This window comes from Streptomyces sp. NPDC039424 (assembly GCF_055639495.1).
In genome coordinates this window covers 79,790-93,524 of sequence record NZ_JBVKAI010000016.1, presented here as the reverse complement: position 1 = coordinate 93,524, position 13,735 = coordinate 79,790, and the positions used below count along the sequence as shown (strand labels likewise).

12 protein-coding genes are annotated in these 13,735 nt (G+C 72.1%); 5 read left to right on the top strand and 7 right to left on the bottom strand.

Translation table 11 applies throughout. The annotated features are described in order from the left end of the window. Window positions 1–117: 117 nt before the first annotated feature. From ACZ7L0_RS31935 to ACZ7L0_RS31915, 5 genes are read left to right on the top strand one after another with little or no spacing between them, the layout of a single operon-like run. Window positions 118–1,470, top strand: a complete 1,353-nt coding sequence (locus tag ACZ7L0_RS31935) for a ferredoxin reductase family protein (protein ID WP_471246008.1) — start codon at window positions 118–120, stop codon at window positions 1,468–1,470. 10 nt (window positions 1,471–1,480) lie between these two features. Beyond that, window positions 1,481–1,981: an FMN-binding protein gene (locus tag ACZ7L0_RS31930; protein ID WP_471246007.1), complete on the top strand. Its 501-nt coding sequence runs from the start codon at window positions 1,481–1,483 to the stop codon at window positions 1,979–1,981. A 59-nt stretch (window positions 1,982–2,040) separates the two neighbouring features. Further along, the gene (locus ACZ7L0_RS31925; protein WP_471246006.1) at window positions 2,041–3,423 is read left to right on the top strand and encodes a ferredoxin reductase family protein; all 1,383 of its coding nucleotides are present in this window, start codon (window positions 2,041–2,043) and stop codon (window positions 3,421–3,423) included. A 59-nt stretch (window positions 3,424–3,482) separates the two neighbouring features. Beyond that, window positions 3,483–4,259, top strand: coding sequence for an FMN-binding protein (locus tag ACZ7L0_RS31920; RefSeq protein WP_471246005.1), 777 nt, complete (start codon window positions 3,483–3,485; stop codon window positions 4,257–4,259). Beyond that, window positions 4,252–5,052, top strand: coding sequence for an FAD:protein FMN transferase (locus ACZ7L0_RS31915; RefSeq protein ID WP_471246004.1), 801 nt, complete (start codon window positions 4,252–4,254; stop codon window positions 5,050–5,052). Before ACZ7L0_RS31920 ends, ACZ7L0_RS31915 begins: the two co-directional genes overlap by 8 nt. Window positions 5,053–5,152: 100 nt before the next feature. Here ACZ7L0_RS31915 and ACZ7L0_RS31910 read toward each other — a convergent pair whose 3' ends face one another. The 7 genes from ACZ7L0_RS31910 to ACZ7L0_RS31880 form a co-directional block, all read right to left on the bottom strand. Beyond that, window positions 5,153–5,692 (bottom strand): arginine repressor, encoded by a 540-nt coding sequence (locus tag ACZ7L0_RS31910; RefSeq protein WP_471246003.1) that lies wholly within the window; start codon window positions 5,690–5,692, stop codon window positions 5,153–5,155. Window positions 5,693–5,699: 7 nt separating this feature from the next. Next, a complete protein-coding gene (locus ACZ7L0_RS31905; protein ID WP_471246002.1) occupies window positions 5,700–6,896 on the bottom strand; it encodes an acetylornithine transaminase in 1,197 nt (398 codons plus the stop codon). Beyond that, the gene (gene argB, locus ACZ7L0_RS31900; protein WP_471246001.1) at window positions 6,893–7,822 is read right to left on the bottom strand and encodes an acetylglutamate kinase; all 930 of its coding nucleotides are present in this window, start codon (window positions 7,820–7,822) and stop codon (window positions 6,893–6,895) included. Before argB ends, ACZ7L0_RS31905 begins: the two co-directional genes overlap by 4 nt. Beyond that, complete coding sequence (gene argJ, locus ACZ7L0_RS31895; RefSeq protein WP_471246000.1) at window positions 7,819–8,970, bottom strand: bifunctional glutamate N-acetyltransferase/amino-acid acetyltransferase ArgJ; 1,152 nt, start codon at window positions 8,968–8,970, stop codon at window positions 7,819–7,821. The genes argB and argJ overlap by 4 nt, the downstream gene beginning before the upstream one ends. Further along, complete coding sequence (gene argC, locus ACZ7L0_RS31890) at window positions 8,967–9,995, bottom strand: N-acetyl-gamma-glutamyl-phosphate reductase (RefSeq protein ID WP_471245999.1); 1,029 nt, start codon at window positions 9,993–9,995, stop codon at window positions 8,967–8,969. The genes argJ and argC overlap by 4 nt, the downstream gene beginning before the upstream one ends. A 100-nt stretch (window positions 9,996–10,095) precedes the next feature. After that, window positions 10,096–10,818, bottom strand: a complete 723-nt coding sequence (locus tag ACZ7L0_RS31885; protein ID WP_471245998.1) for a HEAT repeat domain-containing protein — start codon at window positions 10,816–10,818, stop codon at window positions 10,096–10,098. A 71-nt stretch (window positions 10,819–10,889) separates the two neighbouring features. After that, on the bottom strand, window positions 10,890–13,544 hold the full coding sequence (locus tag ACZ7L0_RS31880) for a YfhO family protein (protein ID WP_471245997.1): 2,655 nt from the start codon (window positions 13,542–13,544) through the stop codon (window positions 10,890–10,892). Between the last annotated feature and the right edge of the window lie 191 nt (window positions 13,545–13,735).

The following is a 13,735-nucleotide window of genomic DNA, read 5'->3' as shown; positions in this document are numbered from 1 at the left end:
CGGTGTCCGCCGGAGCTCTGAGTTTCCTCTGAGTGGGCTGAGAAGGGGCCCGCTCAGAGCTGTCTCAGAGGTCCGCCGCGCACAGTTGCGTACCGAACGGCAGAAAGGACGCGACCCATGACCACCGTGTACGAGCAGCGGACGGCACCGAGTGTGGTGCCCGTACCCCGCAGCTCCCCGGCGGGCCCCCTGCTCGCCCTGCTGTGGGCGGGGGCGGCGGCGGTACTGGCCCTGTGGTGGACGGACACCGGTTCGGTGGTCGGTACGGAGGGCTGGCTGACCGGGGCCGGGCGGATCGCCGGGCTGCTGTGCGGGTACGCCTGCGCGGTGCTGGTCGGGCTGATGGCCCGGGTGCCGCTGCTGGAGCGGCGGATCGGTTCCGACCGGGTGGCCCGCTGGCACGCGATGGCCGGCCGGTACACGATCTGCCTGCTGCTCGCGCACATCGTGCTGATCCTGGCCGGGTACGCCGCCCAGGACCGCGTCTCGATCGTGCACGAGACGGTCACCGTGGTCCTGGACTACCCGGACATGCTGATGGCCACGGCGGGCACGGTGATCCTGTTCGCGGTCGGCATCACCTCGGCGCGGGCGGTACGCCGCCGCACCAGCTACGAGTTCTGGTACTACACGCACCTGCTCACGTACGCCGCCGTCTTCCTCGCCTTCTTCCACCAGTTGGCCCTGGGCAACGACTTCAACGGCAAGCCGGTGGCCACGGCCGCCTGGTACGCCCTGTACCTGGGCGTGGCCGCGCTGGTGACCTGGTACCGGGTCCTCGCCCCGGTGCGGCTCAACCTGCGGCACCGGCTGCGGGTGGAGTCCGTGCACAAGGAGGCGCCGGGCGTGTACTCGGTAGTGGTCCGGGGGCGGCGGCTGGACGAGCTGGGTGCGCGGCCGGGGCAGTTCTTCCGCTGGCGGTTCCTCGGCGAGGGCATGGGCTGGACGTCGACGCCGTACTCGCTGTCCGCGCCGCCGCGCCCGGATGTCCTGCGGATCACGGTGAAGGCGCTGGGTGACCACAGCGCGGCCGTCCCCCTGCTGCGCCCGGGCAGCCGGGTGTGGGCGGAGGGCCCGTACGGCTCCCTGACCGCCGACCGGGCCACCACGCACCGGTCGCTGCTGATCGCGGGCGGCGTCGGCATCACCCCGCTGCGGGCGCTGTTCGAGACGCTCCCCGGGGACGTCACCCTCCTCTACCGGGCCCGTACGGCAGAGGACCTCGCCCTGGGCGGCGAGCTGGAGGCCATCGCGCGGTGGCGCGGGGCGAAGGTGCGGTACGCGCTCAACGGGCCGCGGGGTGAGCGCCCGGACATCACGGCCGACGCGCTGGCCGCCACGGTCCCCGGTCTCGTCGAGCACGACGTGTACATCTGCGGCCCGCACGGCTTCGCCCAGGAGCTGTACCGGGAGCTGCGCGCCGCCGGGGTGCCGGACCGGCGTATCCACCACGAGTCGTTCGAACTGTGAGGCAGTAGACGTGCACGCCTTGAAGAAGAACCGCCCCCTGCGCCGCATCGTGCTGGCCAGTGCCGCGACCGTCTCCGGGATGGTGCTGCTGCTGTCGCTGAAGCCGCACGACAGCCCCGGCATCACCGTGAGCGCGTCCTCCCCCGCGCCGTCAGGCGGGGCGAGCGCCTCCCCCGGCGGGTCGGGCGGGTCCTCGTCGGCCGGGTCCTCGTCCGGCGGGTCGAGCACGACCGGCACCAAGACCGCCACCGGCGACACGGTCCAGACCCGTTGGGGCCCGGTCCAGGTGCGGATCACGGTGAAGGACGGCAAGCTCACCGAGGTGACCGCGGTCACCTATCCGCAGGAGAACCCGCGCGACCAGCAGATCAACAGCTACGCCATCCCCCAGCTGCGGCGCGAGGCGCTGGCCGCGCAGAGCGCCGACATCGACACCGTCTCGGGAGCGACCTACACCAGCGACGGCTACCGCCAGTCCCTCCAGTCCGCCCTGGACTCGGTGGGCGTCTGAACACTCGGCGGTCGCGGCGCGTATCTGTGGGCCAAGGGTCAAGTCCCCACGGAGGAACCGTGACCACCACGATCGCAGGCGGACGTGCCGCCCGCCGCCAGACGATGCGCCGCATCCGTCCGCGCCGCTCCCCGGCCGTCCCGCTGCTGCTCGCCGTCTGGGCGGGCGCGGCGGGCGTGCTGTGGCTGTGGTGGCACAACACGCCGTCCATCGCCGACGACAACAGCAGGATCCTCAACGCCGGCCGGATCACCGGCCTGCTCGCCGGTTATCTCATGGCACTCGTCGTGCTGCAGATGGCCCGGGTGCCCGCGCTGGAACGCCGGGTCGGGTCCGATCGGGTGGCCCGCTGGCACGCGATGAGCGGCCGCTACACCCTCTGCCTCGTGGTCGCGCACGTCTTCCTCACGATGTGGGGCTACGCACTGCAGGCGGGCAAGTCGCTGGGCGACATCGTCCAGCAGACCATGGACTCCATCAACCAGCTGCCGGACATGGGCAAGGCCGCCATCGGCACCGGTCTGCTGGTGCTCATCGGGCTGGTGTCGATCGGCGGGGTGCGGCGCAGGCTGCCGTACGACACCTGGTACCACATCCACCTGATGACGTACGCCGCAGTGTTCCTGACGTTCTGGCACCAGATCACCACCGGCAACGACTTCGCCATCGAGCCCACCGCGAAGACCGCCTGGTACGCGCTGTACGGGTCGGTGACCGCGCTGGTCGTCTGGTACCGCATCCTCACGCCGATCCGGCTCAACATGCGGCACCGCATGCGGGTCGAGGCGGTGATCGAGGAGACGCCGGGCGTCGTGTCGGTGCTGATCGGCGGGCGGAAGCTGCACCGGATGGGTGCGGAGGCCGGGCAGTTCTTCCGGTGGCGGTTCCTGGCGCCGGGCATGCGGTTCAGCTCCCACCCGTACTCGCTGTCGGCGGCGCCCCGCCCGGACATGCTGCGGATCACCGTGAAGGCGATCGGCGACCACAGCGCCCGGCTGCGCGAGCTCACTCCCGGCACCCGGGTGTGGGCGGAGGGCCCGTACGGAGCGATGACCGCCCAGCGGCGCAGCCGGGGCAAGGTGCTGCTGGTGGCCGGCGGTGTCGGGATCACGCCGATGCGGGCGCTGTTCGAGACGCTGCCGGGCGGGGCCGGTGACATCACCCTGCTCTACCGGGCCAACACCACCCAGGACCTGGCCCTGTGGGACGAGCTCGCGGTGATCGCCAAGGAGCGGGGCGCACGGCTGATGTACGCGGTCAACAGCCCCGACGGGGAACGCCCGGACATCTCCGCGGAGAACCTCCAGCGGAAGATCCCGGACATCGAGCGCCACGACGTCTTCATGTGCGGGCCGGCCGGCTTCGCGCAGTCGGTGTACGAAGCACTCCGCGGCGCGGGGGTTCCCGCCCGCCGCATCCATCACGAGTCGTTCGAGATGTGAGCGACGGGAAATCGTCGTAAGTCGTCGGGAACCCACGGGAAATCAGGAGCTCAGGAACGATGAGGAAGAGCCACCCCATTCGGCGTGTCGTGCTCGCCACCGCGGCCACCGTGTCCGGTGTCGTGCTGCTGCTGTCGCTGAAGCCGGCCTCGGACCCGGCCTCCGCCTCGGCGGCCGGCGCGGCCCCGCAGCAGACCGCGGCGGGACAGGAGGCGCCGCAGGGCGGCGCGGCGGCCGCCGGGACCAGCACCGTCACCGGTGACGTGGCCCAGACCCAGTACGGCCCGGTCCAGGTCCGCCTCACCGTCAGCAACGGCAAGGTGACCAAGGCGGAGGCGGTGCAGGCGCCCAAGGGCGGCACCAGCGACCAGAAGACCGCGCTGTCCGTGCCCAAGCTCAACCAGGAAGCCGTCGCCGCCGGGAACGCGAACATCGACTCCGTCTCCGGGGCCACCTACACCAGCACCGGCTACAAGAAGTCGCTGCAGTCGGCGCTGGACAAGATGACGGCGAGCGCCGGTTCGTCCGGGGCGTCCTCCCCGTCCGCCGGTGCCGCCCAGGCGAGCCGCACGCTCACCGGGAAGGTCGCCCAGACCCAGTACGGCCCGGTCCAGGTCCGGATCACCGTCACCGACGGCAAGATCACCAAGGCGGAGGCGGTGCAGGCGCCCAAGGGCGGCACCAGCGACCAGAAGACCGCGCTGTCCGTGCCCAAGCTCAACCAGGAAGCCGTCGCCGCCGGGAACGCGAACATCGACTCCGTCTCCGGGGCCACCTACACCAGCACCGGCTACAAGCAGTCCCTCCAGTCCGCGCTGGACCAGGCAGGTGGCTGACGCGGTGGCGGAGTCGCAGGAAGCTCCCGCCGCGGTGCGTCATGTGGAGGAGGTCATGGGGACCGTCTTCTCCTTCGACGTCCGCGGCGGGGAACCCGGTGCCGTGCGCGCGGCCCTGGACGAGGCGGTCGCCGGTCTGCACCGGGTCGACGAGGTGTTCAGTACCTACCGCGAGGACAGCCAGGTCTCCCGGCTGGTGCGGGGCGAGGTGACCGTGGCCGACTGCGAGCCGGAGGTCGCCGAGGTGCTCGAACTGGGCGCCGAGGCGGAGCGGACGAGCGGTGGCTGGTTCAGCATGACCTACGCCGGGCGGCTCGATCCGACCGGGATCGTCAAGGGCTGGGCCGCGGAGCGGGCCGCGCGGGTGATCGCGGCGGCCGGGGTGAGCGGGGTCAGCGTCAACGGCGGCGGTGACGTCCAGATGTTCGGCATGCCCGAACCGCAGCGGCCCTGGCGCGTCGGCGTGTCCGACCCGTTGCGGCCGGGCGGGCTCGCCGCGGTGATCTCCGCGGCCGGCGTCGACGAACTGTCGGTCGCCACCTCCGGCACGGCCGAGCGGGGCGCGCACATCGTGGACCCCCGGACCGGCAGGTCGGCGGTCACCGACCTGGTGGCGGTGACGGTGGTCGGGCCCAGGCTGACCTGGGCCGACTGCTGGGCCACGGCCGCCTTCGCGATGGGCTCCCGGGAGGGCCTGACGTGGCTGGAGTCCCTGCCGGACGTGGAGGCGCTGCTGATCACGGCGGGGGACGAGGTGCGGTGCACCGGGGGCCTCGCCGCTCGGCTGGGGTGAGGATGTCGGCCTCGTCCGGCCCGTCCGGCGTTTGAGGGCGAGGCCGTTCAGGCCGAACCGGGGCTGGGGGCGGAGCCCCCAGCTACGGCGCTCAGCCCCCTCAGTGCCCGTTCTGGGCCAGCCGCAGCAAATGCTCGGCCAGCGCCTGCCCCCCGGTCGGATCCCGGCTGATCAGCAACAACGTGTCGTCCCCCGCGATCGTCCCGAGGATGTCGTGCAGCTCGGCCTGGTCGATCGCGGAGGCGAGGAACTGGGCCGCACCGGGCGGGGTGCGCAGGACCACCAGATTCGCCGAGGCCTCCGCGGAGATCAGCAGCTCCTGGGAGAGCCGCCGCATCCGCTCCTCCTTCGCCGACTCCCCCAGCGGAGCGCGAGGCGTGCGGAAACCCCCTTCGCTCGGCACCGCGTAGATCAGGTCGCCGTCGTTGTTGCGGATCTTCACCGCGTTCAGCTCGTCCAGGTCCCGGGAGAGCGTCGCCTGAGTGACGCTCAGCCCGTCGTCGGCGAGCAGCTTCGCCAACTGGCTCTGCGAGCGCACCGGTTGCCGGTTGAGGATGTCCACGATCCGGCGGTGGCGGGCGGTGCGGGTCTGCGGCACGGCGGGCCCCGCGGGCTGCTCGTGATCCTGCGCCTGACTCATCGTCGTCTCATTCTCCGGATCGTGGGTCCCCGTGACTTGCGTCGAGGATGCCGGGCAGTGCCCGGAGCAGGGCGTCCGCCTCGTCGTCGCCGAGGTTCAGCGGCGGCATCAGCCGGACGACGTCGGGGGCGGGCGCGTTCACCAGGAAACCGGCCTCCTGAGCCGCCTGTTGCACCTGCGGCGCGAGCGGCTCGGTGAGCACGATACCCAGGAGCAGGCCCGCGCCCCGGACATGGTCGATCAACGGGTGGCCCAGAGCCTCGATTCCGTCCCGCAGCTTCTCGCTCTGCCGCTTGACGTTCTCCAGCAGCCCGTCGTTCGCGATGGTGTCGAGGACGGCGAGTCCGGCGGCGCAGGCGACCGGGTTGCCGCCGAAGGTCGTCCCGTGCTGCCCCGGCCGGAGCAGTTCGGCGGCACGGCCGAAGGCCACGGTGGCGCCGAGCGGCAGTCCGCCGCCGAGCCCCTTGGCCAGCGTCACGACGTCCGGCAGGACCCCTTCGTGGGCCTGGTACTCGAACCAGTTCCCGGTACGCCCGATGCCGGTCTGCACCTCGTCCAGGACGAGCAGGGAGCCGGTGGCCGCGGTGATCGCGCGGGCCGCCTTCAGGTATCCGGCGGGCGGCACCACGACCCCGTTCTCGCCCTGGACCGGCTCGATGATCACGAGGGCGGTCTCCTCGGTCACCGCGGCGGCCAGCGCCTGCGCGTCGCCGTACGGCACGTGCGTGACGTCGCCGGGCAGCGGCAGGAAGGGCTCCTGCTTGCCGGGCTGGCCGGTGAGCGCGAGGGCGCCCATCGTGCGACCGTGGAAGCCGCCGTGGGTGGCGACCATGTGGGGGCGCCCGGTGAGCCGGCCGATCTTGAAGGCGCCCTCGTTGGCCTCGGCGCCGGAGTTGCAGAAGAAGACCTTGCCGTCCCGGCCGAAGAGCTGGAGCAGCCGTTCGGCGAGGGCGACGGCGGGTTCGGCGACGAACAGGTTGGAGACGTGGCCGAGGGACGCGATCTGCCTGCTGACGGCCTCTACGACGGCCGGGTGGGCGTGGCCGAGCGCGTTGACCGCGATGCCGCCGACGAAGTCGACGTACTCCTTGCCGTCGGCGTCCCACAGCCTGGTGCCCGCGCCGCGCACGAGGGGCAGCCGCGGGGTGCCGTAGTTGTTCATGAGGGCGCCCTGCCACCGCGCGGTCAGTTCCTCGTTGCTCATGACTCCCCCTCTTGCTCGTCGTCCTGCTCGTCCTCTTGCTCGTCGGGCACGACCATGGTGCCGATGCCTTCGTCGGTGAAGATCTCCAGCAGGATCGAGTGCTGGACCCTGCCGTCGATGACGCGGGCGGTGTTGACGCCGCCCCGCACGGCGTGCAGGCAGCCCTCCATCTTCGGCACCATGCCGGAGGACAGCTCCGGCAGCAGCTTCTCCAGCTGGGAGGCGGTGAGGCGGCTGATCACCTCGTCGCTGTGCGGCCAGTCCTCGTAGAGGCCCTCGACGTCCGTGAGGACCATGAGGGTTTCGGCGCCCAGTGCCGCAGCGAGTGCCGCAGCCGCCGTATCAGCATTGACGTTGTAGACATGTCCGTCGTCCTGGCTCCGGGCGATCGAGGAGACGACCGGGATGCGGCCGTCGGCGAGCAGTGCCTCGATCGCGCCCGTGTCGATCGCGGTGATCTCGCCCACCCGCCCGATGTCGACCAACTCGCCGTCGATCTCGGGCTGGTGCTTGGTGGCGGTGATGGTGTGCGCGTCCTCGCCGGTGAGGCCGACGGCGAGCGGCCCGTGCTGGTTGAGCAGCCCGACCAGCTCGCGCTGGACCTGTCCGGCCAGCACCATGCGTACGACGTCCATGGCGTCCTCGGTGGTGACCCTCAGGCCCGCCTTGAACTCGCTGACGATGCCGTGCTGGTCGAGGGCGGCGCTGATCTGGGGGCCGCCGCCGTGCACCACGACGGGCTTGAGACCGGCGTGGTGCAGGAACACGACGTCCTGCGCGAAGGCGGCCTTCAGGTCCTCGTCGATCATGGCGTTGCCGCCGAACTTGATGACGACGGTCTTGCCGTTGTGCCGGGTCAGCCAGGGCAGCGCCTCGATGAGGATCTGGGCCTTGGGCAGCGCGGTGTGCTTACGCGTAGTGCTCATGACGAGTAGGCGCTGTTCTCGTGGACGTAGTCGGCGGTGAGGTCGTTGGTCCAGATGGTGGCGGTCTCGGAGCCCGCGGCGAGGTCGGCGACGATGTGCACCTCGCGGTAGCGCATGTCGACCAGTTCGCGGTCCTCGCCCACGCCACCGTTCTTGCACACCCAGACGCCGTTGATGGCGACGTTGAGCTGGTCGGGCTCGAAGTCGGCGGACGTGGTGCCGATGGCGGACAGGACTCGGCCCCAGTTGGGGTCCTCGCCGTGGATGGCGCACTTGAGGAGGTTGTTGCGGGCGATGGAGCGGCCCACCTCGACGGCGTCGTCCTCGGTCGCGGCGTTGATCACCTCGACCTTGATGTCCTTGCTGGCGCCCTCGGCGTCGCGGATCAGCTGCTGGCCGAGGTCGTCGCAGACGGCGCGTACGGCCTCCGCGAACTTAGGGTATTCGGGGGTGACTCCGGCGGCCCCGGAGGCGAGCAGCAGCACGGTGTCGTTGGTGGACATGCAGCCGTCGGAGTCGACGCGGTCGAAGGTGACCCGGGTCGCGGCGCGCAGGGCCTTGTCCAGCGTCGCGCTGTCGAGGTCGGCGTCGGTGGTGAGGACGACGAGCATGGTGGCCAGGCCCGGGGCGAGCATGCCGGCGCCCTTGGCCATGCCGCCGACGGTCCAGCCGTCCCTGGTCACGACGGACGTCTTGTGGACGGTGTCGGTGGTCTTGATGGCGATGGCGGCCTTCTCGCCGCCGTGCTCGGAGAGCTGTGCGGCGGCCGTCTCGACGCCCGGCAGCAGCTTGTCCATCGGCAGGAGCACACCGATGAGGCCGGTGGAGCAGACGGCGACCTCGATGGCGCCCCTGCCGAGGGCCTCGGCGGTCTTCTCGGCGGTGGTGTGGGTGTCCTGGAAGCCCTTGGGGCCCGTACAGGCGTTGGCGCCACCGGAGTTGAGGACGACGGCCGACACCTGGCCGCTCTTCAGCACCTGCTCGGACCAGAGGACGGGCGCGGCCTTCACCCGGTTGGAGGTGAAGACACCGGCGGCGGCGCGGCGCGGCCCGTTGTTGACCACGAGGGCCAGGTCCGGGTTGCCGTTCTCCTTGATCCCGGCGGCGATGCCCGCCGCCGTGAATCCCTTGGCTGCCGTGACGCTCACGGTGCGACTCCGATCGTCGAGAGCCCGGTCGTCTCGTCGAGACCCAGGGCGAGGTTCATGCTCTGGACGGCACCGCCCGCGGTGCCCTTGGTCAGGTTGTCGATGGCGCTGATCGCGATGATGCGCCCCGCGGCCCCGTCGTACGCGACCTGCACCTGAACGGCGTTGGAACCGTGGACGGACGCGGTGGCGGGCCACTGTCCCTCGGGCAGCAGGTGGACGAAGGGCTCGTCGGCGAAGGCCTTCTCGTAGGCGGCCCGCACGGACTCGGCGGTGACCCCGTCGCGGGCCTTGGCACTGCACGTGGCGAGGATCCCGCGCGGCATCGGCGCGAGCGTCGGCGTGAAGGAGACGGTGACCCGCTCCCCCGCCGCCGCGCTGAGGTTCTGGATCATCTCGGGGGTGTGCCGGTGGCCGCCGCCGACGCCGTACGGGGACATGGAGCCCATGACCTCGCTGCCCAGCAGGTGGGGCTTGGGCGCCTTGCCCGCTCCGGAGGTGCCGGAGGCGGCGACGATCACGGCCTCGGCCTCGGCGAGTCCGGCGGCGTACGCCGGGAACAGGGCGAGGGAGACGGCCGTGGGGTAGCAACCGGGTACCGCGATGCGCTTGGACCCCTCCAGCGCGGCGCGGGCACCCGGCAGTTCGGGGAGGCCGTAGGGCCAGGTTCCGGCGTGTGCGGAGCCGTAGAACCGCTCCCAGTCGGCCGGGTCCTTCAGCCGGAAGTCGGCGCCCATGTCGACCACGAGGACGTCCGGTCCGAGCTGCTCGGCGACGGCGGCGGACTGTCCGTGCGGCAGGGCGAGGAAGACGACGTCGTGACCGGCGAGAACCTCGGGTGTGGTCTCCTCCAGCACCCGGCCGGCCAGCGGCAGCAGATGCGGCTGGAGCGCGCCGAGCCGCTGGCCGGCGTTGGAGTTGCCGGTCAGGGCTCCGATCTCGACCTCGGGGTGCGCGAGGAGCAGCCGCAGGACCTCTCCGCCCGCGTATCCGCTCGCTCCGGCCACCGCCGCACGTACCGCCATGTCACCCTCCTCTGGATGGCATGACTATACGTTTCGATGCACGTTTATGCAATCCAGTCATGCGTCCGCATGATCACCGGCGGTGGGCCGTTGTGGACCGTCAGAGGTCCGCCTCGTCGATCCAGGAGATCGTCGCCACCCGGTCCGGCGCGCTCACCACGGCCTCCGCGGCCAGCAGGGCCCGGTCCCGGCAGTGGGCGACGATCTCGGGCCAGGGACGGTCGCGGTCGACGTCCCAGTCGATGCCGGGCCCGGCGACCCAACGGCGGCCACCGTGCGGCAGGACGTCCCATGTCTGGAAGTACAGCACCGCCTGCCCGTGCTCGGCGAGGTCGCGGATCACCGTGGCCAGGTGTCCCACCGGCCAGAGACCGTTCAGCGCCGCGCCCGACCGCCTGAGCGCGGCCGACCGCGCCGGGAGGACGGCCTGGCGCGCGCCCAGCTCGGTGAGCGCCCAGCGCAGCCCCTCGCCCTCGCAGTCGTCGGGTGCCTCCCCGCGCCGCCGGAAGGCGTCGTAGACCTCCCGCAGCCGCGGCACCGCACGCCGGACGCCCAGCTCGGCCAGGGCCTCGGCCGCCCACTGCCGTACGGTCGCGCTCTCGCTGTCCAGCATGCCGATCAGGACGTCGGCCGGGCGCGGGTCGGCGAGCGCGGTGAACACCTCGATGGCGCACAGCTGACCGAACGGGTCGAGTGCGGGAGCCGCGGCGATCAGCGGCTCCAGCACGCGGGGCCCCAGGGCGATCAGCCCGTGCTGGGCGTCCTCGGCCACCTCGCTCGAACCGTCCAGTTCGGCCACGAGGCGGGCGGTCTCGTTCTCCATGGCGGCCAGTCTGCCCGGCGGGCCTCGTCCACCGCGCCCCGGTTTCCCGCGGTCGTCTTCGCCGGGCGCGGTCAGAGAACGCCGGTCACCGGCTCGCGCGGCCGGGTGGTCACGGAGGGCGGCGGTGGCCCCGCGCCACGGCGCCGGCGGACGGCGGCGAGGACGCCGAGCAGGAGCAGGGTCAGGAGCGAGGCGGCCCCGACGGTCGTGCCCAGCCGCAGCCCGGGTGGGTGGAAGGTGCAGGTGACGCTGGTGGAGGAGCCGTCGAGAGGGACGGCGATCAGGCCGTAGTGCTGCCCGGCCGGTACGGCGGCGGCGCCGCCCGCGGCACAGCGCCAACCGGCGGTCCGGGGAGCCGCCACGACCGCGGTCCCGGTGCTGCCCGCAGGGAGTTCGGCCCGGATGGTGCCGTCGGAGACGCTCACCCGGGTGGCACCGGTGGTCTTGAGCCGTTCGACGGCGGTGTGCAGCCGGGCGGTGTCCAGGCAGCCGACCGCGCCCTCCGGGACGCGGCCGGTCCGGTCGGGGGACAGTTCGATCCGCAGGCGCCCGGAGACCGGGACCCTGCCGAGTCGCCGCATGGCGGCGAGCCTGGCGCCCAGGGCCTCGGACCTGAAGCGCGCGGCCGGTGCGCCGGCCGGGTCACCGGTCAGCCGCGCGGTGCCCGCGAAGCGCGGCGCCCACAGGTACACCTCGCTGCCGGCCGGACACCGGGCCGTGATCGCCGGCTTCCGCACGGTCCCGCCGTCAGGGGCGCCGATGAGCAGTCCGGGATGCTCGGCGTCGCCGCGGTGCGGGGGCCTGCCGGTGCCGGTCCGCACCGTGAGGCGGGGCACGGTGTAGACGCGGGTGCCGAGCAGCAGTTCCTGATTGCGGTACGGCGAGGGCCCGAAGGCCGAGACGCCCGTGCGCGGGTGTGCGGCGGCGCCGGGCGGTCGCACCGTGACCAGGGGCGGTACGTCCCGCCGGGACACGGTGACCCGGCTGCCGTCCTGAGGGGGCCACTTCTGATGCGGGTCCGGCGGGGAGTGCACCCGCGCGCCGACGGAGAAGATCACGTCCGTGACGGCGTTGTCCAGGCTCTGCGGGCTCCGGCCGCCCGAGGTCCAGCCACCGCCGAGGGCGGTGAGCATGCGGTAGAGGACGTCGGAGGTGTGGCTGCTGTAGTACTGGGCGCCCTGGCCGCCCACCAGCAACGGGTCGTTGCCGACGGTCTGTTCGCGGCCGGGGTCGGTACGGTAGCGGGGCCAGCCGTCGGCCTTCGTGACCGCCTCCGACTGCCGCTGCTGCCGTTCTCCCCAGGGGGCGTAGTCGTCCATGCCCGCCAGCCGCTGCCGGGTCGTCACGGCGGAGTTGGCGGTGGCCTCCCCGAGCTGGGCGCCGACGAGCAGCGTGACGGCGAGCCCGGTCAGCGCGGCGCGGCGCGTGCCTTTGGCGGGACACCCGCCGTGCGTGCCGCCGAACAGGGCCAGTGCGGCCAGTGCGCACGCAGCGGTCAGCAGGAACACCGGCCAGGCGAACGGGCGGACCAGATGGCTTCGGCTCGCGACGTCCGCGATCAGTACGAGGAGCCCGCCGGCCGCGAGCAGCGCGCGCATGTCGGGAGGGCCGTACGAGAGCGAGTGCCACGCGGCGATCACCAGCAGCGCGCACAGGACGAAGGCCTGGCGGTACGGGCTGCCCTGCGGTGCGGTGAAGGCGTGCCAGGCCAGATGGGTCGGCGTCCACTGCATCGACAGCGCCACCGCGGCCACCAGCAGCGTCCAGCCCGTGCGCACCCGCGGGGGTACCGCCCGGTGGAACGGCAGGGCGAGGGCGAGCAGCAGCGCTGTGCTGCCCACGTACACGGCCGGTGTGCCGAAGCTGTACGTCGTCGGCAGCAGCCGAGCCGCCAGGTCCTCCCCGGCCACCGGGGCGAATCCCTCGAATCTGCCGGGGGAGGCGTGCGTGGTGCCGAAGTACACCACCGTCACCAGCGGTGCGGCCAGGCCCACGCCGAGGGCGAGGGTGAGGGCGGCGCGGGCCGCCGCCGCGAGCACCCGCCGTCGCGGGAGGCCGGTGAGCGGGAGCCGGAGCAGCAGCACCAGGGCGGCGGCGACGGTGGCCATGTACGCGGTGTAGAAGTTGGCGATCCAGGCCGCCGCGACGACCAGCACGCCGAGCAGCGGGCGGCGCCGGGTCAGCGTCCATTCGCCGACCAGACACAGCAGCGGCAGGGCGATGAGTCCGTCGAGCCACATCGGGTTGTAGGCGGCTGCCGCCACGCTCCAGCCGCACAGCGCGTAGGAGGCGCCCAGCAATCCCGCCGCCCACCAACGGCCCGGGCGCAGGGTAAGCAGCAGAAAAGCCATGGCGGCGCCGGCGCACGCCGTCTTCAGCACGGTTATCGCATAGACCGCGAGGTCGATCTCGTCGCGTGGAAACAATGCCACCAGCAATGCGAAAGGGCTGCTGAGGTAGGTGCCGAAGTCGGGCAGGAAGCTCGAACCGAACCCGGACTGCCAGTTGACGAGGAGCCCGCCGTCGGCCCGTCCGTGCAGCAGGTCCCACAGGTGCGCGTGGAAGGGTACGTACTGGTTGCCCAGGTCATTGACGCTTCGGGTCCGGGGGCCGAAGGGGTAGCTGCGGGCGATGGCGTCGGCCGCGCATAACGCGGTGACGGTGAGGGCCGCCGCGAGCAGTGAGGCGGCCCGCCGGGTATTGGCGTCCCATTTCGGCAAGGTCATGCGTCACTCCCCCGTGTGGTTGATCCCCTCCCTCAGACGGGCCGGATTTCAGATTGGTTGTGTCGTCACCAAAAAGTGGGTGAGGGAATTCCGAATATCCGCACGGAGGCCTTGCGGAATGAATTCCTTACCGTCGGATGAATGGGGGTTGTCCGGTAAATGACGGGCCGGTTGACGAACGTCGCCGAAGG